Below are 25,315 nucleotides of genomic sequence, written 5' to 3' on the forward strand. Positions count from 1 at the left end.
TCCTCACATCAGCTCGTCGAGGTCGGTCGCGATCAGGTCGACGTGCGGGCCGACGACCACCTGGACCACGCGCCCGGAGATCATCACCCCGAACGCGCCGGCAGCCCGCAAGCCGGCCGCGTCGACGCGCCCGGCGTCGCGCACCAGCGACCGCAGTCTGGTGGTGCAGGGCTCGATCTCGTCGATGTTGTCCACGCCGCCGAGCGCGGCGAGGATCGCCGCCGCCTGATCTCTGCCTTCCGGCTTCATCGCCGTCCTCCTGCCGTTGCTTCGGTGTCATCGGGCACGACGGAGTCGGCACCGGGAAGTCGTCGTCGCGGGACCAGCGCCGGCCGCGGCGCGCGCAGCGGCACCCACACGCTGTAGCGGTCGGCGCGGTAGCAGGCGCGGGAGAACATGGTGGCCGAGTCGACCGAGTAGGTCCGCCGCTCGGCGCGCAGGACGGCGCGGGCGTCGCCGAGCCCGAGCAGCGACGCCTCGGTGTCGGTGGCCTCGTCGGCGGAGAGCGTGTCCTCGCCCCACTCCGGGGCCAGCCCGAGCTCCCGCAGCGCCTCGTACATGCTCGCCGGGGGGCCGTCGTCGAAGAGGGTGGGTGCCAGGGCGACGGGGACCCACACCTGCTCGATGCAGATGGGCGTGCCGTCGGCGCTGCGCACGCGGTAGAGGAAGTGCACCTTCTGCCGCGGCTCGATCTCGAGCGCGGTCGCGACGTCGGGCGTGGCGGCGACCACCTGCGCGGTCAGCACCGTCGTCGCCGGCTCCATGCCGCGCCGGCGCATCTCCTCGCCGAACGTGGTCAGCCGCATCTCGAAGTCGATGCGCTGGGGGGCGACGAACGTGCCGCGCCCCTGCTCGCGGACCAGCACGCCGTCGGTGACCAGCGTGTCGACGGCCTGCCGCACGGTCATCCGCGAGAGGCCGAACTGCTGGCTCAGGTGGCGCTCGGACGGGATCGCGTCGCCCACCCGCAGCTCCTGCGCGACGAGCGTGGCCAGGTGGTCGCGCACCGTCAGGTACTTGTGCGCGGCGCCCTGCTCCGACTCGTCCACCTGAGGTCACTCCTTCGTGCGACGTCGGTCGTCGTCGCTCCGACGTGACCCTTGACACATCATGAGGTCTAGACCAGTCTGCTCGCAACTGGTCCAGACCAGACACCCCCCGAAACTTCCGGACCACCCAACGAGGAGTGCTCCATGACCACCGTCACCGCAGACGCGACCGAGAAGCGAGGCATCCCCGGCCTCGCCCAGCTCCAGCGCATCGGCCGCTCGCTCATGCTCCCCATCGCCTCCCTCCCGGCCGCGGCGCTGCTGCTGCGCCTGGGCCAGCCCGACATGCTCGGCGCCGACGGGCTCGGCGCCCACCTGCCCTGGATGATCCCGGTGGCCGCCGTCCTGGCCGCCGCCGGCAACGCGCTGTTCGCCAACCTGCCCCTGCTCTTCGCGGTCGGCGTCGCGGTCGGGTTCGCCCGCAAGGCGGACGGCTCGACCGGCCTCGCGGCCGTCATCGGCTACCTCGTGTTCAAGGGCGTCAGCGACGCCCTCTCGCCGTACACCCTGGAGAAGGCGGGGGAGGGGGAGACGCAGGAGCTCATCAACTACGGCGTGCTCGGCGGCATCGTGATCGGCCTGGTCACGGCCCTTCTGTTCCAGAAGTACTACCGGATCAAGCTCCCGCCGTACCTGGCGTTCTTCGGCGGCCGGCGGTTCGTGCCCATCGTCACCGCCGGGGTCTCGGTGCTCGTCGCCGTCGCCGGCGCGCTCATCTACCCCGCGTTCAACTCCGGATTCACCGCGGTCGGCGACTGGGTCACGGGCTCCACCATCGTCGGCGCCTTCGTCTACGGCACGCTCAACCGCCTGCTGGTCCCGCTCGGCCTGCACCACATCCTCAACTCGCTGCCGTGGTTCCAGTTCGGCACCTACACCAACGCGGACGGCGTGGTGGCGCACGGCGACATCAACCGGTTCCTCATCGGCGACCCCACGGCCGGCACCTTCATGACCGGGTTCTTCCCGATCATGATGTTCGCGCTCCCCGCGGCCGCCCTGGCGATCGTGCACACCTCGAAGGCCAAGAACCGCAAGGTCATCGCCGGCATCATGGGCTCGGCCGCGCTGGTCTCGTTCGTCACGGGCGTCACCGAGCCGCTCGAGTTCGCGTTCGTCTACGTGGCGTACCCGCTGTACGTCATCCACGCGATCCTCACCGGCACGTCGCTGGCCCTGGTCAACGCGCTGGGCATCAAGGACGGCTTCGGGTTCTCCGCGGGAGCCATCGACTACGTGCTCAACTTCCGGATCGCGACCATGCCGCTGCTGCTGATCCTCATCGGGCTCGGCTACGCGGTCGTCTACTACTTCCTGTTCCGGTTCGTCATCACGCGCTGGAACCTGCGGACGCCGGGCCGTGAGGACGACGACGACGACACCGCGGCGATCTCCGGCACGACCGACGCCCCGGCGGCGGAGGTCACCAAGGCCGACGAGCCCGCGGCCGCCGCACGATGACCACCGCGGTCGCCGCCGCGCTGACCCTGAGGGGGTTCGGGGTCAGCCCGGGCCGCCGGGTGGGCGTCGTGGCGCGCATGCCCGACGCCCCGCCGGCCCCGTCGCCGGAGCCTGTCGCTCCGGGCTCGGACCTGGGGGCGGCGGCGGCCGCGGTGGACCACGCGGCGGCGCAGGTCAGGGACGCCCTGGCCCGCGCCGCCGAGGCGGCCACGGGTGAGGCGGCCGACATCCTGGCCGTCACCGCGGCGATGGCCGCCGATCCCTCGCTCGCCGACGAGGCACGCCGCCGGGTCCTCGAGACGCGGGTGAGCCCCGCGCGTGCGGTGTGGGACGCGGCCGAGCTGGTGGCCGAGCAGCTGCGCGGCCTGGGCGGCATGTTCGCCGACCGCGCGCGGGACGTGCAGGACGTGCGGGACCGGATCGTCGCCGAGCTGCTGGGCCTGCGGGCGCCGGGCGTGCCCGACCCCGGGCACCCGTTCGTGCTGGTCGCGCGCGACCTCGCGCCGGCGGACACCGCGCGGCTCGACCCGTCGACGGTCCGCGCGATCGTCACCGCCGGCGGCGGCCCGACCGCGCACACGGCGATCCTGGCGCGGTCCCTCGGCATCCCGTGCGTGGTCGCCGTCGGCGGTGCGCTCGACATCGTCGACGGCGAGACCGTCCTGGTCGACGGCTCGACCGGCGAGGTCGTGCGGCACCCCTCGGCCGAGGCGATCGAGCGCGCGTCGCACGCCAGGCCGCGCCCGACCCGGCTCGAGCACCCCGGCGCGACCGCGGACGGGCACCACGTCGCGCTGCTGGCCAACGTCGGCGACCCCGCCGGCGCCGTCGCCGCGGCGGACGCCGGTGCGGAGGGCGTCGGGCTGTTCCGCACCGAGTTCGGCTTCCTCGGCCGCACCGCGCCGCCGGGCATCGCGGAGCAGGTCGCGGCGTACACCCGGGTGTTCGCCGCGTTCCCGGGCCGTCGCGTCGTCATCCGCACCCTCGATGCGGGGGCCGACAAGCCGCTGCCCTTCGTCACGGCCGACGACGAGCCCAACCCCGCCCTCGGCGTCCGCGGCCTGCGCACGTCCTGGTCGCACCCGCAGGTGCTCGACGACCAGCTCGCCGCGATCGCGCAGGCGGCCGCCTCCTCGGAGGCGGAGGTCTGGGTCATGGCGCCGATGGTGGCGACCGCCGACGAGGCCGACGCCTTCGTGGACCGCTGCTCCGCGCACGGGCTCGCGCAGGCCGGGATCATGGTCGAGGTGCCCGCCGCCGCGCTGCGGGCCGGCGACCTGCTGGAGAGCGCCAGGTTCGCCAGCCTCGGCACCAACGACCTCACGCAGTACGCCATGGCGGCGGACCGCGAGCTGGCGGGACTGGCGCAGCTGTCGACCCCGTGGCAGCCGGCGGTGCTCTCGCTGGTCCGGCTCGCCTGCGCGGGGGGCTCGGCGCGCGACCGTCCGGTCGGGGTCTGCGGCGAGGCCGCGGCCGACCCGGTGCTCGCGCCCGTGCTGGTCGGGCTGGGCGTCTCGTCGCTGTCGATGACGGCGCGCGCGCTCCCCGACGTCGGCGCGGTGCTCGCGTCGGTGACCCTGGACGAGTGCCGGGCGCTGGCCGCGCTCGCGCTCGCGCAGCGCACGGCCGACGGCGCCCGGTCCGCCGTGCGGGCCGGGCTGCCGGTGCTGGACGAGCTGGGGCTCTAGGCGGTCTGCTGCAGGAACTGCTCGAGCGCGTCGATCGAGGCGGCCGCGTCGGCGCCGTCGTCGTCCGTGGCCAGCACGACCTCGTCGCCCGCGCCGACGCCCAGCGTCATGATCGCGAGGATCGAGGCGGTGGCGACGGGCGTCCCGCCGGACTTCGCGATGGTCACCTTCGCCGGGAGCCTGCCGGCCGCCGCCACGAACTGGGCGGCGGGGCGCGCGTGCAGCCCCTCGGGAAGAGCGACGACGACGGAACGCTGCATGGCCTGCCTCCAGGGACGGGTCGACGGTGACGCTCGTGACTCTAGTGGTCTAGACCATGTGGGCGCGAGTCGCTGTGGGAGACTCGTGCCGCTGCGGGCCCGAGGTCCGCGCGGGAGGGCTGTCTGAGCGGCCGAAAGAGACGGTCTTGAAAACCGTTGGAGCGGGACAACCCCGTTCTCGTGGGTTCGAATCCCACGCCCTCCGCTCCCGACGGACCCATGGTCACGCGGCCCGCCGCGTGGGAGCATCGCTGAATCTTGCTCGACGACGAGGTCGACGGAGGAATCATGGCGCGGTGGACGATGCGGTTCGGGACGGCGATCGCTGCGGCGGGCCTGGTGGCCGCCTCGGGGCTGCTGGCGGGGCCAGGGATGGCCGGCGACAGGCACGACGACCACGGACACGGCAGCCAGCGGCTGAAGGACATCCAGCTGCTGGCCATCAACGACTTCCACGGCAACCTGCAACCACCGGCCGGCTCGTCGGGCACGGTGACCCGGCTGCAGCCCGACGGCACGACCGTGGCGCAGACGGTCGGCGGCGTGGAGTACCTGGCGACCCACCTCGCCCAGGCCCGGCAGGGTCACGACCGGTCGCTGACCATCGCGGCGGGCGACCTGATCGGCGCCAGCCCGCTGCTGTCGGGGGCGTTCCACGACGAGCCGACCATCGAGGCCATGAACGCGCTCGACCTCGCCGTCACCAGCGTGGGCAACCACGAGTTCGACGAGGGCTCGACCGAGCTCAAGCGCATGCAGAACGGCGGCTGCCGCACCAACCCCGACGGCACGCCCGCGGCCGACAGCTGCCCCGGCGGTCCCGGGTCGTTCACCGGCGCCGACTTCCCGTTCCTCTCGGCCAACGTGGTGAGCACGGCCACCGGCAAGACCCTGTTCAAGCCGTACGTGGTCAAGAAGCTCAACGGCGTGAAGGTCGGCTTCATCGGGATGACCCTCAAGGGGACCCCGGACATCGTCACCGCGGCGGGCGTGCAGGGCCTGACGTTCCTCGACGAGGTGACCACCGCGAACACCTACGCCAAGCAGCTGCAGCGGCAGGGCGTGCAGTCGATCGTCGTGCTGCTGCACCAGGGCGGCACCCCGGCGAGCGGCGCGTACAACTACGACTGCAACGCGGGCGGCGCGCTCGGCCTCACCGGCGCCATCGTGCCGATCGCCCAGCAGATCAGCCCCGCGGTGGACCTCATCGTGACCGGGCACACGCACACGGCCTACACGTGCAACATCCCGGACCCGAAGGGTCAGCCGCGCATGGTGACCAGCGGCTCGTCGTTCGGCCGGCTGTTCACCGACATCGAGCTGAAGTACGACCCGCGGACCAACGACATCGTCCGCTCGTCGGTGGTCGCGACGAACACGCCGGTCACCCGGGACGTCGCCGCGGCCCCCGCGGAGACCGAGATCATCAGCCGCTACACCGGGTTCCTCGGGCCGATCGCCAGCCAGGTCGTCGGCTACATCGGCGGCACGATCCAGGGCCGCGGCTGCACCCCCACGGTGTGCGCGGCGTCGGGCGAGACCCCGGCCGGCGACCTCATCGCGGACGCGCAGCTCGAGGGCATGAACGTCGACCCGCTGAACCCCGCCGGGGCCGACTTCGCGATCATGAACCCGGGCGGCATCCGGGGTGACTTCAACTGCGTCCCGGCCACCTCGCCGTGCGCGCAGACCTACGAGCAGGCGTTCACCGTGCAGCCGTTCACCAACATCATGAACGTGGTCCAGATGTCGGGCGCGGACGTGCTCACGATGTTCGGCCAGCAGTGGACCACGCAGAACGGCTCGAACAAGATCCTGCAGGTCTCGGCCAACGTCAGCGAGGTGATCCGGGCGACCGGGGCGACCAACGAGAACCGGCTGGTGTCGGTCTCGGTCGACGGCGTGCCCGTCGACCCGGCCGCGACCTACCGGGTCGCGATGAACGAGTTCCTCGGCGGGGGCGGCGACAACTTCGTCGCCATCCGCAACGGGACCAAGGTGTTCGTGGGCAAGAGCGACCTCGACGTGCTCATCGCGTACCTGGGGGCCCACAGCAGCCAGGCGGCGCCGTACCCGGTGCCGGCGGGCGGGCGGATCACGCTCGGCTGACCGCGCTCAGCTGACGGCGGCCCGGACCCTCCCGGCCCGGGCCACCACGAGGGCGGCCACGCCGAGCGCGAGCACGACGGGCGAGCCGATCTCGAGCGCGAGCAGCAGGCTCGAGCTCGTGGCCAGCACGCCGATGCCGAGGGCGGCCACGGCCTGCAGCACGTACGCGACCACGTACGCCGCGGACAGCACGGCGGCGCGGTGGTGCACGGGTGCGCTGGCCGTGACCAGCCCGAGGCCGCCCGAGAACAGGAGGCTGTACCCGGCGCCGGCGACGACGGACGAGGCGAGGAACAGCGGGAGCGAGTGCGCGAGGCCCGCGCCGACGAGCAGGGCGAGGCCCAGGATGGCGGCGGGCGGCCCGAGCGTGACCGAGGTGCGAGGGACCAGGCGCCGGGCCAGCACCGCGACGACCCCGATGACGACGGCGGAGACCGAGATGATCGAGCCGGCGACGAACGCGTTCTCCGAGTGCACGAGGTCGCGGGCGATCTGGGCGCCGAGCGCGAGGAAGATCGCCCCCATCGCGTAGGCGCCGCTGACCGCGAGCGTGCCCGCCGTGAACGCGGACCGCGCGTCGCGGGGCACGCGGGGCAGCCGCGGGCGCCACGGGCCCGCCGTCTCGTCGCGCGTGTGCCGGGGGAGCAGCCACACCAGCACGGCGCTGAGCGCAGTGACGACGACCAGCACCCAGAACGTCAGGTGCGTGGGCCACGGGCCGTACTGCACGAGGGCGCCGCCGACGAGCGTGGCGAGCGCGAGGCCGGTGGCGGTCGCGGCGGTGGTCGCCGAGCTGGCGCGGCCCTGCTGCCCGGGGCGGCTGAACTCGATCATCGCCGCAGTGGCCGGGCTCAGCGAGAGGCCGACCCCGACGCCCATGAGCGCGCGCCCGACGAGCACCCAGGCCAGGTCGGGCGCCAGCCCGAACGCGAGCGCGCCCAGCCCGAGCGCGGCGAGGCCGGCCAGCATGGTGGCGCGGCGGCCGATCACGTCCGAGAGGTTGCCGAAGAGCACGAGGACCGGCACGAGGACCAGCGGGTACACGGCGAAGATCAGCGTGGTGACGGTCGGCTCGAGGTCCCACTCGCGGGCGTACAGCGGGTAGACGACCGTGGGGGCGCCGCTGGCCCAGAGGGCGAGGCCGGCGACGAGCGCGGCGGTCCAGAAGCCGGCGCGGCGGCTGAGCTGAGGCACGGTGTCTCCCGGTGACTGCTGAATTGGAATCGCCAACCTAGCATGCTGAATTGGTTTCGCCAACACAGCGCGCTATCCTGTCGTCGTGACCCGCTCGCTCACCTCCGTCGACAGCCGCTGCTCGATCGCGCGCAGCCTCGAGGTGCTCGGCCAGAAGTGGACCCTGCTCATCGTCCGCGAGGCCCTGGCCGGCCGGACCCGCTACGCGGAGTTCCGCGCGCGCCTCGGCATCGCCCCCGACGTGCTGGCCGACCGTCTCGGCACCCTGGTCGAGCACGGCATCCTCGAGCGCCGCGCCTACCGCGAGGCCGGCGAGCGCGAGCGCGAGGAGTACGTGCTCACCGAGGCCGGCCGCGAGCTCACGCCCGTCCTGGTCGCCATGCTCGAGTGGGGCGACGAGCACCGGCCCACGGGCTACGGCTCCGCGGCGCTCCCGGTCGACACCGCCACCGGCCGGTCGGTCCGGCTGGCCTTCGTCGCCGACGACGGTCGCGAGGTCGCCGCGCACGACGTCGCGCTCGTCCGCGGACCCGGGGCGCGCCCCCTCTAGCCCGACCGCAGGCGGGCGCACCGTCCGCCGCCTAGGCTCGCCACGTGCCCCGACGCCATGTCAAGCTGCACGCCCGCCCGCCCCAGGAGGTCCAGGGCGAGGCCGTCGACGTCCTCGTCCGGCGCGGCCTGGACGACCTGCGCCGCGAGCTCGACGTCCCGCCCAGCTTCCCGCCCGACGTGCTGGCCGAGGCCGCCGACGTGGTGCGCCGCGGCCCGTCCGGGTCGCGCGTCGACGCCACCGACGTCCCGTTCGTCACCATCGACCCCGAGGGCTCCAAGGACCTGGACCAGGCCGTGCACATCGGCCGGCTGGGGGACGGGTTCCGCGTGCAGTACGCGATCGCCGACGTGGCCGCGTGGGTGCAGGCGGGGGGCGCGATCGACGACGAGGCGCGCCGGCGCGTCGAGACCCTCTACGCGCCGGACGGCCGCACGCCGCTGCACCCCCCGAGCCTCTCGGAGGGCGCCGCGAGCCTCCTGCCGGACCAGGTCGCGCCGGCGCTGCTGTGGACCATCGACCTCGACGCCGCCGGCGCACCCGTGCAGGTGGGCGTGCACCGCGCCTCCGTCCGGAGCCGGTCGCAGCTGACGTACACGGGCGCGCAGGCGGCGATCGACGACGGCTCGGCGGGCGAGACCCTGCAGCTGCTGCGCGAGGTCGGCCTCCTCCGGCAGGCGGCCGAACGGGCGCGCGGGGGCATCACGCTGCCCACGCCCGAGCAGGTGGTCGAGCAGGGCGCCGACGGCGTGTGGACGCTGGGCAGCCGCGCGACCCTGCCCGTCGAGGAGTGGAACGCGCAGATCTCGCTGCTCACCGGCATGTGCGCCGCGCGCCTCATGCTCGACGGCAAGGTGGGCATCCTGCGCACCCTGCCCGACGCCGACCCGCGCGACGTCCAGCGCCTGCGGCTGTCCGCCCACGCCCTCGGCGTGCCGTGGCCGGACGGCGCCACCCCCGGCGACGTCATCCGCGACCTCGACGCGGCGAACCCCCGGCATGCCGCCCTGCTCACCGACGCGACCTCGCTGCTGCGCGGCGCGGCCTACGTCGCGTTCGACGGCGAGCTGCCCGCGTTCACCATGCACGCCGCGATCGCCGCCCCCTACGCCCACACGACCGCGCCCCTGCGGCGCCTGGTGGACCGGTTCGTGGGGGAGACGTGCCTGGCGCTCAGCGCGGGCACGCCCGTCCCCGACTGGGTGCGCGACGCCCTCCCCGAGCTGCCCGGGCTGATGTCGGCCGGGGACAAGCACGCCGCCGAGCTCGAGCGCGGCTGCCTCGACCTGGTAGAGGCCGCACTGCTCACCGGCCGCGAGGGCCAGGTGTTCGAGGGCGCGATCGTCGACGTGCGCGCCGACCGCGACGAGGGCGTCGTGCAGCTGCGCGACCCCGCGGTGCGCGGCCGGATCGAGGGCGCCGGGCTGCCGCTGGGCGAGGACGTGCGGGTGCGTGTGGTCGAGGCGTCGGTGCCGCAGCGGACGGTCCGGTTCGCGCTCGCCGACGATCAGGCGGACTCGGCGTCGGCCTGAGCCTCCGGCCGCCGTCCGGGCTGGTCGCCGAGGCCGGCCGCACGGAGGTAGGCGTCGGCACGCAGGCCGTGGTGGGCGCCGAGGCCGTGCCGCCCGGACCGGCCGGGGACGCGAGCAGCCCGCCATGCGGCGACCGGCTCCCCGGGGCGCCGGGTGCCGACGGCCGCGTCCGCGCCGGCGTCCGCGAGCCGGACCTGGTCCAGGACCCACGTCGCGGGGACGTCCGAGCCGGCGTCGGTGCTGGCCAGCCACGTTCGGGCAGGGTCGGCGGTCGAGCGGGCCAGCGCGTCCCGGATCCCGGCCGCCCGTGCGGCCGCGGCCCCGCTCCCGTCGTCGAGGTCGAGCAGCCGGACATCCAGGTGGCCCAGCGCGACCGCGCGCGTGCCGTCGGTGCTCCCGTCGAGCACCAGCACCAGATCGACCGAGAGGTCGGGCAGCACGGCCCGGGCGGCCTGGCGGGCGGCCTGCAGCGCGGCCAGGCACCGACCGATCACGCGCTCCTCGTCCCGCGCCGGCACCACGACGACGACGTGCTCGATGCGCGCGGTCATGCGGGCCCGGACGGGATCCCGCTCGCGGCGCTGCCCACCATCGTCGCCATCCTCGCTGGAGTGCCCGCCAGGACCGTTCCTCGATCCGTCCCACCAGGATCATCACCGCGGCGAGGAGCGGGCGCGACCGGAGGGTCGTGGACGGACGCGCGTCCGCAGGGCAGGGTCGGACCATGACCAGCGACCTCGACGACGTCGTCGACGACCTCTACGCGGGAACGCCGGCCGACTTCGTGGCCCGGCGCACCGCCGCGGTCAAGGCCGCCCGGGCCGACGGGGACCGCGACCTGGCGGCGGCCATCGCCGAGCTGCGCAAGCCCACGGTGTCCGCGTGGCTGGTGAACCTGCTGGTCCGCGACGACCCCGACCTCGCCGGCCAGATCGTCGCGCTCGGCGAGGGGCTGCGGGACGCCGAGAAGTCGCTGGACGGCCCCGCCCTGCGCGAGCTGACCGCGCAGCGCCGCCAGCTGGTCCGTTCGCTGGTCGCGCGCGCCCGCCGCCTGGCCCAGCCGACCGGGCAGAAGATCGGCGACCCGATCACCCAGGAGCTGGACGCCACGTTGACCGCCGCGCTGGCCGACCCGGCCGTCGCGCAGGAGGTGGTGTCGGGCCGGCTGACGGCCGCGCGCGAGTACGCGGGCTTCGGGAGCGCGGACGCGATGGGCGCGCCGGTCGCGGTCTCGGTGCCGCAGCGGGCGCCGAAGGAACCGGCCCGGCTCACGGTCGTCGGCGGTTCGGGCCGGTCCCGGGCCACCCGGCCGGCGCCGGCCGAGGAGCCCCCCGAGCCCGAGGAGGGCGGCGAGACGCGCGCCGAGCGGGAGCGCCGGCTGCGCCGCGAGGAGCGCGAGCAACGAGCGCGCGACGAGGCGCAGGCGGCGTGGGAGGCCGCCGACCGGGCGGCCACGGAGGCCCGCCAGCGCCACGACGACGCCGTCGCCGCCCGCGACGACAGCGCCGAGCAGGTGGCCCGGGCCGAGGCGCGCGCCGCCCGCGCGCACGAGGAGGAGGACGACCTGGTGCGGGAGCTGGCCGAGGTGCGGCGCCGGCTCGCCGCGGCGGGCAAGGCCGCGACCGTGGCCGACCGGGACGTCGGACTCGCCCAGCAGACGCTGCGCCACGACGACCGCGAGGTCGCGACGACGGAGCGGGAGCTGAACCGGGCCGAGCGTGCCCGGGAGGCCGCGGCGGCAGCCCGCGACGAGAGGTAGGAGCAGCGCATGGCCGGCAGCAGGGACGACGCCCCGCGGGTGCACGCCGAGACGGTCGAGGAGTGGCGCGACTGGCTCCTGGCGCACCACGCGACCGAGCCGGGTGCGTGGCTGGTGTCGTGGAAGTCGTCGACCGGTCGGCCGTCCGTCGCGTACGAGCGGGCCGTCGAGGAGGCGCTCTGCGTCGGCTGGATCGACTCGTCGGGACGCAGGCTGGACGACGAGCGCTCGATGCTCTGGTTCACGCGGCGCAAGGCGGGCAGCGGCTGGGCGCGGACCAACAAGGAGCGGATCGTGCGGCTCGAGGCCGAGGGCCGGATGACCCCGGCCGGCCGTGCCCTCATCGACGCGGCGAAGGCCGACGGCTCGTGGACGCTGCTCGACGACGTCGAGAACCTGGTCGTCCCGGACGACCTGGCGGCCGCGTTCGACCGCTACCCCGGCTCCCGCGCGTACTTCGACGCGTTCCCGCCGTCGGCCCGCCGCGCGCTGCTGGAGTGGATCGTGCAGGCGAAGCGGGAGACGACGCGAGCCGCGCGTCTCGACGAGACGGCGCGGCTCGCGTCGCAGAACATCCGGGCCAACCAGTGGGTGCCCAAGCGCTAGGCGGCCACCGCCGCCTCGGCCGGGAGGTCGTCCTTCTTGGCGGTGATCAGGGTCAGCGCGGCCACGAAGCCCATCGCCAGGAGGATCGCCCCGCCCAGGTAGGCCACGTGGAACCCGGCCACCTGCGCGGTGGCCAGCGTCGCCCGTGCGGACGCGTCGGCCCCGGCGGCCGTCAGGTCGGAGAGCTTGGACGCCGTCGCGCTGATCGAGAACGTGCTCAGCAGGGCGAGGCCCAGCGAGCCGCCCACCTGCTGCGACGTGGTGAGCAGCGCGCTGGCGACGCCGGCGTCGTGCTTGCCGACCCCGACGAGCGCCGTGCTGGACGCCGGGATGAACACCGCGGCCATGCCGAGGCTCATGACGACGATGCCCGGCAGGACGGTGGTCGCGTAGGACGACTCGGGCGTCGTGCGGAGCAGCAGGAGCATGCCCGTGGTGGCCAGGGCCAGGCCGACGAGCATGAGCGGCTTGGGCCCGACGCGCGGCAGCAGCTGCGCGACGACGCCGGCCATGAGGATGATTCCCGCGCTGAACGGCAGGAACGCGAAGCCGGCCTTGAGCGGCGTGTAGCCCAGGACGTTCTGGAAGTAGAGCGTCATGAACAGGAACATCGAGAACAGCCCGGCGCCCACCAGCAGGAAGACCAGGTACGAGCCACCGCGGTTGCGGTCGAGCGCGACGCGCATGGGCAGGAGCGGGTTCTTCACCCGGGTCTCGACGACGACGAACGCGACCAGGCAGAGCACCGCGAACCCGAGGAAGCCGAGCACGGTGGGGTCGGTCCAGCCGACCGCCGCCAGGGTGCCGTCGGCGCCGACCTCCTGCTTGGCGGCCTCGGTGAAGCCGTAGACCAGCGTGGCCAGGCCGACGCTCGCCAGGATCGCCCCGGGGATGTCGAGCTTGGTGTCGCCGGGCGCCTTGGACTCGCGCAGGTAGCGGATGGCGAGCACGCCGGTGACCAGCGCGATCGGCAGGTTGACGAACAGGCACCAGCGCCAGTCGAGGTACTCGGTGAGCACGCCGCCGAGCAGCAGGCCGATGGCGGCGCCACCGCCGGAGATCGCGCCGAAGACGCCGAACGCCTTGGCCCGCTCGCGGCCCTCGGTGAACGTCACGGTGATCAGCGCGAGCGCGGCGGGGGCGAGCAGCGCGGCGAAGGCGCCCTGCAGCGCTCGGGCACCGAACAGCAGCGCCTCGGTCGCCGCGGCGCCGCCGAGGCCCGACGCGGCCGCGAAGCCGACCAGGCCGATGATGAAGGTGGTCTTGCGGCCGAGGTAGTCGGCGATGCGGCCACCCAGCAGCAGCAGCCCGCCGAACGCCAGCGTGTAGGACGTGATGGCCCACTGCAGGTCGGCCGGCGCGATGTCGAGGTCCTTCGCGGCCGACGGCAGGGCGATGTTCATGATCGACGAGTCGAGCACGATCATCAGCTGCGCGATCGCGATGATCCCGAGGATCAGCCAGCGGCGGGGGTCGTGGGCGGTGGTGGAGTCGGTGGGGGCGTCGGCGACGGTCGTGAGGGCAGGCTCGGGCACAGAGAGCTCCGGGGAGGAGAAGGGGGCGGCATCGCCAGGGGGGAAGAGGGGACCGAGAGACGGTCCGGAGGGCGAACCCGGAGAGCGGGCGCCGTGGTCAGCACACCAGCGCCGCACGGGCCGGTCAAGGTCTTTGCCCCGGGTTCCGACAGAGATCCTCTCAGCCGCTCCTCAGAAAGTTGCACGGAGCAAGCTGTGTCGATGTTCACGATGGTCAGCGGGAATGAAACGGCGCACCGTCGCAGGTCAGAGGCCGCTTTGGAGGTCGACCGCCCGCACGGGTACCCTGTGCAGGTCCTGGAGACGTCGCATAGCCCGGTCTAGTGCGCGACCCTGCTAAGGTCGTGAAGGCGTAAGCCTTCCGTGGGTTCAAATCCCACCGTCTCCGCGTGTGGAAGTGCTGTTCGTCGAGAGCTCGGTCCCCGGACCGGGCTCTTGTCGTCTCCGGCTCAGCACCACGTCGCCGACGATCACGGCGAGCATGACGCCGTTCGAGAGCCAGTTCAGGGCCAGCGGCGAGAGGGCGTCCCGCAGCAGGAACGCCGCGAGCACCGCGACCACGCCCACCAGGTGCGGCGCCGACCACCGGCCACCCGTGGCCCGTCGGAAGAACGCGTTGCCCAGCAGGTAGACCGCCGCCGCCCCGCACACGAGCCCCGCGGTCCACGTGCTGGTGTGCGCGAGCGGGTGCTGCAGCACGAGCTCGTCGGCGACCGCGGTGAGCACGATGCCCGCGATCAGCAGGAACGGCACGTAGGTGTACGCGGTCTGCGCCACCATCCCCGGCTCCGCGCGCGACGAGAAGTACTCGGTGGCGGACTGCTCGGAGCGGTCGAAGAAGAGCAGCCACATCAGCACGGTGCTGACGAACGCGGCGAGGAACGCGAGCACGGTCGTCGTGCTGACCTCGAGCTCCGCGAACGCCCCGCCCGTGACGATGATCGACTCGCCCAGGCTGATGATGAGGAACAGCGACACCCGCTCGGCCATGTGCGACCCGCGCACGGACCACGTCGTCGGGTCGGTGGGCCCCATGAACGGCACCCAGAACAGGGCGCGCGGCCCGACGACGTCGATCAGTGCCGCGACCACCCAGAGGATCACACGGGTCTGCTCGTCGGTCAGCGCGCCGGCGATCCACAGCGCGCCCGAGACCCCGAGCCACACGGTGATCCGCACGAAGTTGACGGCGTTCTCCGGCCAGTGCCGCCCCATCGCCCACACGGTGAACAGCGTGCGTCCCAGCTGGATCACGACGAACGGCACGGCGAACAGCAGCGCCTTCGACCCGAACGCCTCCGGGATCGCGCTCGACATCAGCAGGCCCAGCAGCATGAGCACCAGCAGCATCGCGCGCACCGGCACCTTGTCCGGGTCCAGCCAGTTGGTCACCCACGTGGTGTCGATCCACAGCCACCACACCGCCCAGCCGAGCACCAGCGTGTGCAGCAGCGTGGTGAGGTCGGGGTGCGCGATCAGGCTGTGCGACAGCTGCGTCACCGCGAAGACGAACACCAGGTCGAAGAACAGCTCGATGTACCCCACCCGGCTGCTGTCGCGCCCGTCCCCGTGCCGCAGCACGTCCGCGCGCATGCCCCAGGTGCCGCCGCCGGTGCCCAGCCGCTCCGTGGTCGCCATGCGCGCGATCCTGCCACGGCCGTGTCCCGGGTCACGGCTATCCGGTTTGGGCGACCGGGCCCCTGGCCTGTATCGTCGTCTCCGGCCCTGCGGGGCCATGCGCCCGTAGCTCAATGGATAGAGCATCTGACTACGGATCAGAAGGTTGGGGGTTCGAGTCCCTTCGGGCGCACACAGACGGAATCGGCCCGCCACCTGCGACAACGCAGGGGCGGGCCGATTTTCGTTTCGACGGATCAGAACGTCCGTGTAGCGATCCCGTCAATGATTGCTCGAACCGTACCGCGGCGCTCGACGGGTGTGCCGGCGGGCACGGTCGTCCCCGACCACCGCTCGATGTCGGTGCAGCCCTCGGCGCAGTACATGCCGCACGTGGGGCACCCAGAGCGTGTGGTGCCGCTCGACGGAACAGCTGCAAGTGACGAACCGCTCCGACGGTCGGCCTGGGCCGGAGGTGGTCCAGCGGTGGCCGCGGGGGCAGCCAGGCGGCGGGACGCGGATCCAGCCGCGGCGGGTGTGCTCCCATCGGGACCAGTCAATGTCTCGCGGCATCGAACAAGTGTACGAGGGCTGCTGGAACGGCTCCGTAGTGTTGTCGGCACTCTCCACTACACTGTTGAGTTTTCTCCGCTGTCGGCCTAATCACAGCTCGCGGGCTTGTAGCACGGTCACTGGCTGTGTAACGTTCCTGGCAATCCACCCCGCCGTCCGACGCAAGTCGCACGGCGGGGCTTATTTTTCCCAGGAGCTCTTGTGGCCGACGGCGTCTACTTGTTCCTCGACTGGCAGAACGTCTACATGCGCGCTCGCGAGAGCTTCCATGAGCGGTACGCACCCTTCACGGCAGGGCAGGTGGACCCCGTGGACCTTGCTCATGTCCTGCTCAGCCGTGGTCCCGTAGGCGAGCCCCGTGAACTGCTGCAAGTTCGCATCTACCGAGGGATCCCGGACCAGGTACACGACCCGAAGGCTTACGCGGCAGCCAGACGACAGATCGCCAGTTGGCAGCGTGACCCGCGCGTGCAGGTGTTCAGTCGCGTCCTGCGTGGGTATCCAAGCGACTGGGGTAAGCCCGGCTGCACCGAGAAGCCCCGCGAGAAGGGCGTCGACGTGTCGCTCGCGCTCGACGTCGTTACCTGTGGGCTCGACGGCATGTACGACGTGGGCATCGTGATGTCCTCCGACCAGGACATCGTCCCCGCCCTCGAGTACATGGATAGGCGTCGCATCTCTCGCGGAAAGCCGGTCACGGAGGTCGCGGCCTGGCGCGGTGACATGGGGCGCCGTCCGAATCGGATCACGGTCGGGAAGGGTCGCCCGTACTGCCACTGGCTCTCTCAGGCGGACTACTGGGGTGTACAGGACGAGCGCGACTACACCGCGCCAGCGCCCGAGCGTGCACCCGGACCTCCCCGACCTGGCCCGTATCGCCGACGCTGACGCGATGGACTGCCTCCGCCCTCCCGAAGGGGAGCGGGGGCGATGCCTTGTGGTGGTGGGGTCAGCCGACGTCGATCCGGCCGGCGGGGCGGATGGCGAGCTCGGGGTTGTCGATGTCCCGTAGGTGGACCCAGGTGCTGCCGGCCGCAGCCGGCGCGTCAGCGAGGCCAGGTCACGCGGTGGGCAGTTCGGCGCGGACACCGCGGTCGCGATCCGCTCGCGCATGGCGACGAGCAGCGTCCCGCTGATCGCCCGACGCCGCGGCCTGCGAGACGGTCAGCGGGACAGCTGGCGGGACAGCTGGCGGGGCGGCAGGCTCGGGACGCTCGTCAGCTCCGACGACCGTGAGCTTCGTCTTCGGGGGCATCGAGCTCACCCCCCCGTGGTGGGCTTCGGCGCGTAGCTTCTTCCATTTGCCTGTGCCGGTGCGTGAGGTGGTCACGTGTGCCCCTGCTCGTGCACGGGCCGCCCGCTGCGTGCCGGTCGTGGTGGCTGCCCTGTGGCGAGCCCCGGGCTGCGCCGATCCGGTCTATCCGTCATGACGAAAGGCCCCGGGAGCGTGGGCTCTGACCGGGGCCTTTCGACAGGAGTTCTATCGTGACGGAACGTAGCGTTTCAGCAGGTCAATAGCAATGCGTCACGCGGGACGCCCAGCGCGTCAGGAGCAGGCGAACTCGGGGGGCAGCGGCTCGCGCTGCTCGTTGATTTCGAACAGTTCGCCGTTCGCCATCCGCCGCCATCGTGTCCCGGCAAGGTCACGAAAGTACAGGTACACGATCGGCTTCCGAGCGCGGTCCTTAACGCCTGAATCGAACCAGTCGGAGGCGCCTGGTGGCAGCACTGCGGCTTCATCGCTCTTGTCGGCCTTGTACTCGGCGATCTCTGGGTGCTGCGGGTGATGGCGAAACCTCTGAAACAGCTCGACTTCGACGTCGAATACCGGTGCGGTGGAGTAGTTGCCGTACTCGCCGATCCAGTGGCCGACCTCGGCACCTCCGAGACCCCTGTGGTCCACCTTCCACGAGACCCAAGCGATCACCAGTCGAGCCTGTGCTCGCTTCTCCCGTTCCGCGGCGACTTCGGCTTCGGTCGCCCGAGCGTCGTCGGCTGCCTTCCTTTCAGTAGCTAGGCGGTCGTCGGCCACCTTCGCTCGATCGTCGGCATTCTTGGTCTTCGCGCGCTCGTGCCGGATCCCAGCCAGCGCGACTATCACCGCGCCGGCAGTCGCCAGGGCACCGACGACCTCCCAGGTGTCGTGCCACGTCGCCACGTACTGGTAGAGCGAATCGAGGGCCCGTTGAGTCCAGGCCCGCGCGGTCGGGCTCCGGCACTCGATGAGGACCACCGCGGCCAGGGCAACCAATAGACCGCCGATCCAGGCGAGTCTGCGACCTCTCGTCGACATGCTGGTCATGCTCCCATCGTGGGAGGTCAGGCCGTGGCGGCGTGGCGGGTGAGGATGTCACCCACGCGGTACAGGGGCCGGCCGCGGGTGTCGGCGCCTGTGGGCTCGATCTCCTTGCGGTGCTTCCACAGGCGGATGAGGGCGGCGGGGATGTCGATGCCGACCTCGGCGAGGACGCGTGCGGCGTCGACGGCGGCGAGTTGGTGGTCTTCGATGCGGGCGACGAGGCGGGTCCGCAGCTCGGCGGTCTGGTGCTCGGTGCTGCAGCCGAACGGGTACTACCAGCGGCTCAACGCCCTGCTCGACAACCCTGACGCACTGGCGTACTCGCCGATGCTGGTCAACCGGCTGTGACGGCGCCGGGAACTGGCGCGTCATCGCTAACGACGCCCCCCGTTCACTACTGTCTCGGCATGGCGCAGTCAGGTGACATGGTCGACCGCCGCTATGTCGAAAGGCCCGTCGACTGGGACGCGGTGAACGACTTCAGCGCGCTTGCTGCCTCCGAGCAGGAGCGTGTTCTTGTGGAAGCCCGTGCCTACGCAGCGTTCTACGGTGCCGACCCGGGAGCGCACCCCGCCGCGGTCGCGGGGCCATTCTTTGCTCTGGCAGTCGCCAGTATGGCGATCCTGGTGACGCTAGTCGGTGCCGCGGCCTCCCATCCTGGGCCGAAGGTGGTGTACGGATGGCTTGTGATCGCCTTCGCCGTATGCCTTTTTGGACTGGTTTTCGGGGCATATCGGCTCTGGACGGTTGCGGGGGCCGCGGTCGACAGGCGGATGTGCGCAGCCTCGTGGGTTGCCGCGTTTGAGTCGGTGATCGAAGCGCAGCGGGCGGGAAGGTGGGGTGCGGATCCTGCCGTGATTGGGGGCGCTACATCAGTGTTTCCCGCTGTCATGGCGAGAAAGCGGTTCCGGCTCCGCCCGCCCGGGCGGTGAGCCCGAGCCGAACGGCGACGTCGTCGGGCGCGCGCCGCGCGAGCGCCTGGCTGACGTGCATGTAGCCGCGGCTCGTGACGATCGAGGAGTGCCCCATGATCGCCGTGATGACAGCCTGGTCGACGCCGCCCTCGAGGAGCAGGGTCGCGGTGGTGTGGCGGGCTTCGTGCAGGACGTACCTGGCCGGGGAGCGGTCCTTGCGCCGGTCGGTCGGGGCAACGCCGGCTGACTCCTGGAGGGCATACCAGGCGTCCCGGTCCGAGCTCGACGAGCGGGGCCGGCCGAGCATGCGAGGGTCGTCGTGCTCGACGACCGGCCAGACGAGGTCATGCGGGGACGCCGGCGCCGCTCGCCGCCAAGCGGTGAGCGCCGCGGTCATCCACGGGACGAGAGGGATGACCCGCAGGCCGCTCTCCGACTTGGGGCGCACCAGGTGTGTCGCGCCGCCAGCTGCCGCGCCTCGTACCCGTCGGGGACTCGGAACGTCTTGGTCTTCCGGTCGAAGTAGGGGAGCGCCTGCAGCTGCCAGGACACGTCGAGGGTCCCCGCCTCGAGGTCGACGCATTCCCAGGTGAGCCCGAGGCACTCGCCCTGCCGCATGCCCTGCAGCAGGGCCGCCACCCAGCGGGACCCGTCGGGTTGCGCCGCGGCCGCGTCCAGGAGCGCGAGGGCGTGTTCGAGCGGGATCGCCGCGCGGTCGTTCGTGGACTTGCCCGGGGGCTCGACCTCGCGGGCAAGGCGGGACACGGTGTGCCCGTCGGCCGCGGCCGCGTTCAGGACCCGGATTAGGGTGCCGTGCACGTGGTGCGCCGTGGACGTCGAGCGCTCGGCGGCACGGACAGCGTTCGTGACCGTGCGGATGTCGCCGGGGGTGAGGGCGTCCAGGCGCTTGCCGCCGATCGTGGGGACGATCCAGCGGCGCACGTGGGACGCGTCGGTCGCGTAGTACTTGGGCCGGGCCTTGGTGGCGTGCAGCTGCAGCCAGGTCTCTGACCAGATCCCGAGTACGACTGGTACCAGGACCGCGACGACGACGGTCTCGTGTGCGAGCACTAGACGCGGCGTCGTCGGAGCTCTGGTCGACGTCCCGAGGCAGCGCCGCTACTCCAGCACCACGTACTCGTCGCTGGACCCGTCGTGCCCGATCAGCTGGCGGCCGATCGAGGTCACCTCGGTGACGCCCGGCGGGTAGCTCGCGCGGAAGTCCTCCTGCCCGGTAGCCGGGTCGTAGGCCACCAGGGCGGGGGTCGCGTCGGTGGAGGTCGCGATGAGCCCGACCAGGAGGTGGTCCCCGTCGGTCAGCAGGGCGCGCGGCACGAGGCCCTCCTCCGCGCGGGCGGTCCACAGGACGCGGCCGGTGCGTCCGTCGAGCGCGACGATGCGGCCGCCGGTCGCCAGGTAGACGCGGCCGCGCAGGACGAGTGCGCTCGCGACCGTGTCGTCGGCGTGCGACCACCGGGCGGCGCCGCTGCCGGCGTCCCAGGCGTGCACCGCGGAGTCGGCGCTCAGCAGGAGGCCGGGCACGCTGCCGTCGTCGACGGTCAGGTGCACGGGTCCGCCGGCCACGGTCACGTCGGCGTCCGGGTCGCCGTCCGGTGCGACGATCGTCATCCGCGCCGCGCCCGTCGCATCCTGGCTCTCCAGGACGAGCTGCCCCGTGCGCGGGTCGGTCCCCCAGCCCCAGCTGCCCCCGGTGGGCTGCGTGATCGTGCGGACCGCGGTGCCGTCCGTGGACAGCAGGAGCAGCGAGCCGGGCGACGAGCGGTACGCGAGCAGGTCCCCGGCGCGGAAGAGCGACACGGAGGAGAGGTGGATCGCCGCCGGGTCCGGGTCGACGTAGGTCCAGCGCTCCTCGCCGGTCAGCGAGACGTACGCCGTGACGGTCGTGCCCGTCCCGTACGCCGAGCCGAGGGCCACCCCGCCGGGGAAGAGCGCCATGCTGTCGCCGTGGTCGACCGACCACTGCGCGAGGACGGCGCCGTCGTCGGCCGACAGGACGACCACCTGCCGCGAGGTCGCCGGGACCTGCGCGAAGCTGCTGCCCCCGTCCCGGATCACGCCACCGTCCGTGACCAGGCAGACGACGTGGTCGGCGGTGCTCGGGTCGGCTCCCGCGCGGCTGTCCGGCCGGCACGTGGAGGCGGCGACGACCTGCCCCTCGGCGTCGGCGAGCGCGGCGTTCGGGCCGGCCAGCGTCGTGGTCCACCCGGCCCAGGAGAGGCTCTGCGCGCCGCGGCCGTCGACGTGCACCGCGGCGGCCCCGAGGCCGACGTCGGGCGCGGGGCGCGAGACGACCAGGGTGTCGTCGACCGGAGCCAGCACGCCGGGTACCGCGGCCAGGCGCGCCTGCTCGGCGCGCTCGCCGGTCACGCCGGCCCACTGCGTCACGCCGAGCGCCGCCGCGACGGCCACGGCACCGACCACGAACCATCGGCGACGGAACCGGCGCGGTGCCGCGGTCGTCGGGCCCGGGTCGTCTTCGGCGGCGACCAGCTCGACGTCGAGCATCCCGCCGCTGTGCGTCATGGGGAGCCGCTCAGGCAGGAGCGTTCTTCTTCTGCACGCGGTTGCGCAGGAAGACCAGCGGCAGCAGCAGCGTGCCGAGCATCGTGACGATCCAGACGATGAACGCGCCGAGGATCCACGCCGTCGCACCGTTGATGGTCAGGCCGTCGCCGATGAGGGTCGCGACGAACAGCGCCGCGATGGTGGAGACCAGCCCGACGCCGCCCGTCAGGGCCGTCGCGTACTTGCGCGACATGACGAGGAACCACGGCGTGAGGATGCTCTGCAGGACCGCGAAGACCACGACCACGACGAGGAAGCCCTCGGCCGTGACGTTGAACCCGTCCACCAGCAACGAGGCCACCCAGAGCCCCAGCGCCGCCGAGCCGAGGAAGATCAGGGCCCGGATGAGGAAGACGACCATGGGTGCACCCGCTCCTTCGTGAGTCCGTCCCTGCCTGCAGACCCACCCTAGGGATCCGCGCCCGTGAGCGGAATCCCCGCATGCGGTGTGACCAGTCCGTTTGTTACGAGTCGTCGCTGGGCGTCGAACATGCCGGAACGGGCCGCTACCGTGGCACGGGTGACGGACAACATGACTCGCATCGCCACGCCGGAGCACACCGTCGAGGGCTTCGTCCGGGAGTTCCTGCGGGAGCTCAACTTCGGGCAGGGCACCGACCTGACGCGCGCCTCGGTCAACGACAAGTACCTCGCCATGGCCCGCACGGTGCGCCACTACCTCATGGTCCGGTGGATGGAGACGCTGCGCCGGCAGTTCGAGATCCAGGCCAAGTCCGTGGCGTACCTCTCGGCGGAGTTCCTGCTGGGGCGGCAGCTGGACAACGCGCTGCTGGCGTCGGACCTCGAGAACGTGGTCGAGGACGGCCTGGCGTCGCTGGGTATCGACCTGGCGGAGCTGCGCGAGGCGGAGGTCGAGCCGGGCCTCGGCAACGGCGGCCTCGGCCGGCTGGCGGCGTGCTTCATCGACTCGTTGGCGACCATGAACGTGCCGTGCATCGGCTACGGCATCCGGTACGAGTACGGGATCTTCCGGCAGACGTTCGTCGACGGCTGGCAGGTGGAGAAGCCCGACAACTGGCTGGCTCTGGGCTCGCCGTGGGAGTTCCCGCACCCGGAGGCGGCCGTCACGGTCGACTTCGGCGGCCACACCGAGCAGTACGTCGACGACGACGGCCAGGCCCGGAACCGTTGGGTGCCGGGCTGGAGCGTCCTCGGCGTGCCCTACAACTACATGGTCCCGGGCTTCGAGAACGGCCGCGTGAACACCCTGCGGCTCTGGAGCGCCCGCGCCACGCGCGCGTTCGACCTCGAGATCTTCAACGCCGGCGACTACGCCCAGGCGGTCCGGGCCCAGACGTTCGCGGAGAACATCTCCAAGGTGCTCTACCCGGAGGACTCGACCCCGCAGGGCAAGGAGCTGCGGCTGCAGCAGCAGTACTTCTTCGTCGCCTGCTCGATCCGCGACTTCCTCGACCAGGTGCTGCCCGCCGACTTCGACCTGCACCGGCTGCCCGACCGCATCATCTTCCAGCTGAACGACACGCACCCCGTCATCGCGATCCCGGAGCTCATGCGGATCCTGGTGGACGAGAAGGGCTGGGACTGGGACGACGCCTGGGCGACCACCCAGAAGTGCTTCGCCTACACCTGCCACACCCTGCTGCCCGAGGCCCTCGAGGTCTGGTCGGTGGACCTGCTGGGCAAGCTGCTGCCCCGGCACCTCGAGATCATCTACCGGATCAACGAGGACTTCATGGCCGAGCTGCGGCAGGCCTACCCGGACGACGAGCTCCGCGTGCGCCGCATGTCGATCATCGCCGAGTACCCCGAGCGGGCCGTCCGGATGGCGTACCTGGCGACGGTGGCCGGCTCGAAGGTCAACGGAGTCGCGGCGCTGCACTCGCAGCTGCTCAAGGACAAGGTGCTGCACGACTTCTCGGACTACTACCCCGACAAGTTCACCAACGTCACCAACGGGATCACGCCGCGCCGGTTCGTGCGCCTGGCCAACCCCGGGCTGTCCGAGCTGGTCACCGCGGCCATCGGCGACGGCTGGGTCACCGACCTGGACCGGCTCAAGGAGCTGGAGCCGCTGGCCGACGACGCCGAGTTCCGGCGCGCGTTCCGCGAGGTCAAGCGCGCGAACAAGCTCCGGCTGGTGGACGTGCTGGCGGAGCGCGACGGCATCGCCATCGACCCCGACACGATGCTGGACGTCATGGTCAAGCGGCTGCACGAGTACAAGCGGCAGACGCTCAAGCTCCTGCACGTGGTCACCCTGTACGACCAGGTGACGTCCGGCGCGGTGAAGATCGAGGACATCGCGCCGCGCACGTTCGCGTTCGGGGCCAAGGCGGCGCCCGGCTACAAGATGGCGAAGCAGACCATCGGGCTGATCAACGCCGTCGGCCGCACCATCAACAACGACCCCGCCCTCAAGGGCCGGCTCACGGTCGCGTTCCCGGCGAACTACAACGTGACCCTCGCGGAGAAGCTGATCCCCGCGGCGGACCTGTCGGAGCAGATCTCCCTGGCCGGCAAGGAGGCCTCGGGCACGGGCAACATGAAGTTCGCGCTCAACGGCGCCCTGACCATCGGCACCGACGACGGCGCGAACGTCGAGATCCGCGAGCTGGTGGGCGACGAGAACTTCTTCCTCTTCGGGCTCACCGAGCCGGAGGTCGCCGAGATCGTCGACCGCGGCTACCACCCGACGTCGTACTACGAGAAGAACCGCTCGCTGCGGCACGCCCTCGACCTCATCGCGTCGGGGACGTTCTCGGACGGCGACCGCACGACCTTCGAGCCGATCGTGTCGAACCTGCTGTCCGAGGACCGGTTCCTGGTGCTCGCCGACTACCAGGCCTACATCGACGCGCAGGCCCGCGTGGACGCGGCGTACGCGGACACCGAGGCGTGGACCCGGTCGGCCGTGCTCAACGTGGCCCGCTCCGGCTTCTTCTCGTCCGACCGCTCGATGCGCGACTACATCGACCGCATCTGGCACACGCACCCCGTGCCGCCGGAGCGCTGACCTGGAGTGCAGTGGAGGGTGGGGCGCGAAGCGCTCCGCCCGCAGCGGAACGGAAGGTCAGCGCGACCACAGGAACAGGCGCTGACCCCCACGACCCGCACAACGTCCGAGGACGTGGTCGCCGGAGCGCTCACTTCCTCGGACGTTGCGACGTCGTGCCGGGGCCTACCCTTGACGGGTGACACCGCCCAAGAAGTCCCAGGAGATGAAGGCGTCGACCGCCGCCGCCAAGCTCGACGTGTACCTGCCGGCCACGCCGGAGGACTTCCAGCACCGGATGATCACGCGTGACGAGCTGTCGGAGCTGCAGCGCACGCCCCCGCAGTGGCTGGTGGACCTGCGCCGCGACGGGCCGCACCCGCGCAGCGTGATCGCCGGCCGGCTGCGCATCTCGATCAGCGGCCTCGCCCGCGGCGGCATCACCGACCCGCTGACCACCGCCGAGATCGAGGCGCTGCAGGCGGACCCGCCCGGCTGGCTGGTGCGCGAGCGGGAGATCGCCGCCCAGGTCCGCCTGGAGGAGCGGCTCCAGGAGTCGCGCGAGGCGGACCGCAAGGCGGCCGCCGCCCGCGAGGGCTGATCGCGGCC

Annotated in this window: 23 protein-coding genes and 3 tRNA genes; 14 read left to right on the top strand and 12 right to left on the bottom strand. The window is 72.3% G+C overall.

Annotated elements, in window-relative coordinates; translation table 11 throughout:
- Window positions 1–3: 3 nt before the first annotated feature.
- Together AB5970_RS01880 and AB5970_RS01885 are read right to left on the bottom strand one after the other, a co-directional pair.
- The gene (locus tag AB5970_RS01880; RefSeq protein ID WP_370502200.1) at window positions 4–249 is read right to left on the bottom strand and encodes a glucose PTS transporter subunit EIIB; all 246 of its coding nucleotides are present in this window, start codon (window positions 247–249) and stop codon (window positions 4–6) included.
- On the bottom strand, window positions 246–1,049 hold the full coding sequence (locus tag AB5970_RS01885) for a GntR family transcriptional regulator (protein ID WP_370502201.1): 804 nt from the start codon (window positions 1,047–1,049) through the stop codon (window positions 246–248). Before AB5970_RS01885 ends, AB5970_RS01880 begins: the two co-directional genes overlap by 4 nt.
- A 144-nt stretch (window positions 1,050–1,193) precedes the next feature.
- On the opposite strand from AB5970_RS01885, the gene AB5970_RS01890 reads away from it, so the two are divergent.
- A complete protein-coding gene (locus AB5970_RS01890; RefSeq protein ID WP_370502202.1) occupies window positions 1,194–2,510 on the top strand; it encodes a PTS transporter subunit EIIC in 1,317 nt (438 codons plus the stop codon).
- Window positions 2,507–4,198, top strand: a complete 1,692-nt coding sequence (gene ptsP, locus AB5970_RS01895) for a phosphoenolpyruvate--protein phosphotransferase (protein ID WP_370502203.1) — start codon at window positions 2,507–2,509, stop codon at window positions 4,196–4,198. Before AB5970_RS01890 ends, ptsP begins: the two co-directional genes overlap by 4 nt.
- Here the strand turns inward: ptsP and AB5970_RS01900 are convergent.
- Window positions 4,195–4,458 carry an HPr family phosphocarrier protein gene (locus AB5970_RS01900; protein ID WP_370502204.1) on the bottom strand — a complete coding sequence of 88 codons (264 nt, stop codon included), beginning with the start codon at window positions 4,456–4,458 and terminating at the stop codon, window positions 4,195–4,197. The genes ptsP and AB5970_RS01900 overlap by 4 nt on opposite strands.
- A 113-nt stretch (window positions 4,459–4,571) precedes the next feature.
- Between AB5970_RS01900 and AB5970_RS01905 the strand changes: the two genes are divergently transcribed.
- Together AB5970_RS01905 and AB5970_RS01910 are read left to right on the top strand one after the other, a co-directional pair.
- Window positions 4,572–4,663: transfer RNA gene (locus AB5970_RS01905), tRNA-Ser, on the top strand.
- An 83-nt stretch (window positions 4,664–4,746) separates the two neighbouring features.
- Window positions 4,747–6,567 carry a bifunctional metallophosphatase/5'-nucleotidase gene (locus tag AB5970_RS01910; RefSeq protein ID WP_370502205.1) on the top strand — a complete coding sequence of 607 codons (1,821 nt, stop codon included), beginning with the start codon at window positions 4,747–4,749 and terminating at the stop codon, window positions 6,565–6,567.
- 6 nt (window positions 6,568–6,573) lie between these two features.
- On the opposite strand, the gene AB5970_RS01915 is transcribed toward AB5970_RS01910, so the two are convergent.
- Window positions 6,574–7,761, bottom strand: a complete 1,188-nt coding sequence (locus tag AB5970_RS01915) for an MFS transporter (protein ID WP_370502206.1) — start codon at window positions 7,759–7,761, stop codon at window positions 6,574–6,576.
- Between the two features lie 85 nt (window positions 7,762–7,846).
- On the opposite strand from AB5970_RS01915, the gene AB5970_RS01920 reads away from it, so the two are divergent.
- Both AB5970_RS01920 and AB5970_RS01925 read left to right on the top strand, forming a co-directional pair.
- A complete protein-coding gene (locus AB5970_RS01920) occupies window positions 7,847–8,311 on the top strand; it encodes a winged helix-turn-helix transcriptional regulator (protein WP_370502207.1) in 465 nt (154 codons plus the stop codon).
- A 44-nt stretch (window positions 8,312–8,355) separates the two neighbouring features.
- Window positions 8,356–9,843 (top strand): RNB domain-containing ribonuclease, encoded by a 1,488-nt coding sequence (locus AB5970_RS01925; RefSeq protein WP_370502208.1) that lies wholly within the window; start codon window positions 8,356–8,358, stop codon window positions 9,841–9,843.
- Here AB5970_RS01925 and AB5970_RS01930 read toward each other — a convergent pair.
- A complete protein-coding gene (locus AB5970_RS01930; protein ID WP_370502209.1) occupies window positions 9,819–10,394 on the bottom strand; it encodes a glycosyltransferase in 576 nt (191 codons plus the stop codon). The two genes, AB5970_RS01925 and AB5970_RS01930, sit on opposite strands and share 25 nt — an antisense overlap.
- A gap of 173 nt (window positions 10,395–10,567) precedes the next feature.
- Between AB5970_RS01930 and AB5970_RS01935 the strand changes: the two genes are divergently transcribed.
- Together AB5970_RS01935 and AB5970_RS01940 are read left to right on the top strand one after the other, a co-directional pair.
- A complete protein-coding gene (locus AB5970_RS01935; protein ID WP_370502210.1) occupies window positions 10,568–11,602 on the top strand; it encodes a hypothetical protein in 1,035 nt (344 codons plus the stop codon).
- A gap of 9 nt (window positions 11,603–11,611) precedes the next feature.
- Window positions 11,612–12,208, top strand: coding sequence for a YdeI/OmpD-associated family protein (locus AB5970_RS01940; RefSeq protein ID WP_370502211.1), 597 nt, complete (start codon window positions 11,612–11,614; stop codon window positions 12,206–12,208).
- Here the strand turns inward: AB5970_RS01940 and AB5970_RS01945 are convergent.
- Window positions 12,205–13,743 carry an MFS transporter gene (locus tag AB5970_RS01945; RefSeq protein WP_370502212.1) on the bottom strand — a complete coding sequence of 513 codons (1,539 nt, stop codon included), beginning with the start codon at window positions 13,741–13,743 and terminating at the stop codon, window positions 12,205–12,207. The genes AB5970_RS01940 and AB5970_RS01945 overlap by 4 nt on opposite strands.
- Before the next feature lie 299 nt (window positions 13,744–14,042).
- On the opposite strand from AB5970_RS01945, the gene AB5970_RS01950 reads away from it, so the two are divergent.
- Window positions 14,043–14,131: transfer RNA gene (locus tag AB5970_RS01950), tRNA-Ser, on the top strand.
- Here AB5970_RS01950 and AB5970_RS01955 read toward each other — a convergent pair.
- Window positions 14,113–15,381, bottom strand: coding sequence for a low temperature requirement protein A (locus AB5970_RS01955; protein ID WP_370502213.1), 1,269 nt, complete (start codon window positions 15,379–15,381; stop codon window positions 14,113–14,115). The two genes, AB5970_RS01950 and AB5970_RS01955, sit on opposite strands and share 19 nt — an antisense overlap.
- A 99-nt stretch (window positions 15,382–15,480) precedes the next feature.
- Here AB5970_RS01955 and AB5970_RS01960 point away from each other — a divergent pair.
- Both AB5970_RS01960 and AB5970_RS01965 read left to right on the top strand, forming a co-directional pair.
- Window positions 15,481–15,553: transfer RNA gene (locus tag AB5970_RS01960), tRNA-Arg, on the top strand.
- Window positions 15,554–16,134: 581 nt separating this feature from the next.
- Window positions 16,135–16,821 carry an NYN domain-containing protein gene (locus tag AB5970_RS01965; protein ID WP_370502214.1) on the top strand — a complete coding sequence of 229 codons (687 nt, stop codon included), beginning with the start codon at window positions 16,135–16,137 and terminating at the stop codon, window positions 16,819–16,821.
- A gap of 658 nt (window positions 16,822–17,479) precedes the next feature.
- Here the strand turns inward: AB5970_RS01965 and AB5970_RS01970 are convergent.
- Window positions 17,480–18,235, bottom strand: coding sequence for a hypothetical protein (locus AB5970_RS01970; RefSeq protein ID WP_370502215.1), 756 nt, complete (start codon window positions 18,233–18,235; stop codon window positions 17,480–17,482).
- Between the two features lie 204 nt (window positions 18,236–18,439).
- Between AB5970_RS01970 and AB5970_RS01975 the strand changes: the two genes are divergently transcribed.
- Window positions 18,440–18,580 carry a DUF3263 domain-containing protein gene (locus AB5970_RS01975; RefSeq protein WP_370502216.1) on the top strand — a complete coding sequence of 47 codons (141 nt, stop codon included), beginning with the start codon at window positions 18,440–18,442 and terminating at the stop codon, window positions 18,578–18,580.
- Between the two features lie 540 nt (window positions 18,581–19,120).
- Here AB5970_RS01975 and AB5970_RS01980 read toward each other — a convergent pair.
- From AB5970_RS01980 to AB5970_RS01995, 4 genes are all read right to left on the bottom strand, one after another.
- Complete coding sequence (locus AB5970_RS01980; protein WP_370502217.1) at window positions 19,121–19,543, bottom strand: tyrosine-type recombinase/integrase; 423 nt, start codon at window positions 19,541–19,543, stop codon at window positions 19,121–19,123.
- A complete protein-coding gene (locus tag AB5970_RS01985; RefSeq protein ID WP_370502530.1) occupies window positions 19,540–20,184 on the bottom strand; it encodes a phage integrase central domain-containing protein in 645 nt (214 codons plus the stop codon). The genes AB5970_RS01980 and AB5970_RS01985 overlap by 4 nt, the downstream gene beginning before the upstream one ends.
- Before the next feature lie 81 nt (window positions 20,185–20,265).
- Window positions 20,266–21,690: a PQQ-binding-like beta-propeller repeat protein gene (locus tag AB5970_RS01990; RefSeq protein ID WP_370502218.1), complete on the bottom strand. Its 1,425-nt coding sequence runs from the start codon at window positions 21,688–21,690 to the stop codon at window positions 20,266–20,268.
- 10 nt (window positions 21,691–21,700) lie between these two features.
- Entirely contained in the window at window positions 21,701–22,093 is a 393-nt protein-coding gene (locus tag AB5970_RS01995; RefSeq protein ID WP_370502219.1) for a hypothetical protein, read from the bottom strand.
- Window positions 22,094–22,264: 171 nt separating this feature from the next.
- Between AB5970_RS01995 and AB5970_RS02000 the strand changes: the two genes are divergently transcribed.
- Both AB5970_RS02000 and AB5970_RS02005 read left to right on the top strand, forming a co-directional pair.
- Window positions 22,265–24,727, top strand: coding sequence for a glycogen/starch/alpha-glucan phosphorylase (locus AB5970_RS02000; RefSeq protein WP_370502531.1), 2,463 nt, complete (start codon window positions 22,265–22,267; stop codon window positions 24,725–24,727).
- A 205-nt stretch (window positions 24,728–24,932) separates the two neighbouring features.
- Complete coding sequence (locus tag AB5970_RS02005) at window positions 24,933–25,307, top strand: DUF5997 family protein (RefSeq protein WP_370502532.1); 375 nt, start codon at window positions 24,933–24,935, stop codon at window positions 25,305–25,307.
- Window positions 25,308–25,315: the final 8 nt, after the last annotated feature.

Origin of the sequence: Cellulomonas sp. ICMP 17802 (assembly GCF_041295535.1) — a bacterium.
In the GTDB taxonomy this organism is placed as follows: domain Bacteria; phylum Actinomycetota; class Actinomycetes; order Actinomycetales; family Cellulomonadaceae; genus Cellulomonas.

Coding starts and splice junctions, on each gene's coding strand:
- AB5970_RS01880 (WP_370502200.1), bottom strand. CDS start 249: ATGAAGCCGGAAGGCAGAGATCAGGCGGCGGCGATCCTCGCCGCGCTC.
- AB5970_RS01890 (WP_370502202.1), top strand. CDS start 1,194: ATGACCACCGTCACCGCAGACGCGACCGAGAAGCGAGGCATCCCCGGC.
- ptsP (WP_370502203.1), top strand. CDS start 2,507: ATGACCACCGCGGTCGCCGCCGCGCTGACCCTGAGGGGGTTCGGGGTC.
- AB5970_RS01900 (WP_370502204.1), bottom strand. CDS start 4,458: ATGCAGCGTTCCGTCGTCGTCGCTCTTCCCGAGGGGCTGCACGCGCGC.
- AB5970_RS01910 (WP_370502205.1), top strand. CDS start 4,747: ATGGCGCGGTGGACGATGCGGTTCGGGACGGCGATCGCTGCGGCGGGC.
- AB5970_RS01930 (WP_370502209.1), bottom strand. CDS start 10,394: ATGACCGCGCGCATCGAGCACGTCGTCGTCGTGGTGCCGGCGCGGGAC.
- AB5970_RS01935 (WP_370502210.1), top strand. CDS start 10,568: ATGACCAGCGACCTCGACGACGTCGTCGACGACCTCTACGCGGGAACG.
- AB5970_RS01940 (WP_370502211.1), top strand. CDS start 11,612: ATGGCCGGCAGCAGGGACGACGCCCCGCGGGTGCACGCCGAGACGGTC.
- AB5970_RS01955 (WP_370502213.1), bottom strand. CDS start 15,381: ATGGCGACCACGGAGCGGCTGGGCACCGGCGGCGGCACCTGGGGCATG.
- AB5970_RS01970 (WP_370502215.1), bottom strand. CDS start 18,235: ATGACCAGCATGTCGACGAGAGGTCGCAGACTCGCCTGGATCGGCGGT.
- AB5970_RS01975 (WP_370502216.1), top strand. CDS start 18,440: ATGCGGGCGACGAGGCGGGTCCGCAGCTCGGCGGTCTGGTGCTCGGTG.
- AB5970_RS01980 (WP_370502217.1), bottom strand. CDS start 19,543: ATGACCGCGGCGCTCACCGCTTGGCGGCGAGCGGCGCCGGCGTCCCCG.
- AB5970_RS01990 (WP_370502218.1), bottom strand. CDS start 21,690: ATGACGCACAGCGGCGGGATGCTCGACGTCGAGCTGGTCGCCGCCGAA.
- AB5970_RS01995 (WP_370502219.1), bottom strand. CDS start 22,093: ATGGTCGTCTTCCTCATCCGGGCCCTGATCTTCCTCGGCTCGGCGGCG.
- AB5970_RS02000 (WP_370502531.1), top strand. CDS start 22,265: ATGACTCGCATCGCCACGCCGGAGCACACCGTCGAGGGCTTCGTCCGG.
- AB5970_RS02005 (WP_370502532.1), top strand. CDS start 24,933: ATGAAGGCGTCGACCGCCGCCGCCAAGCTCGACGTGTACCTGCCGGCC.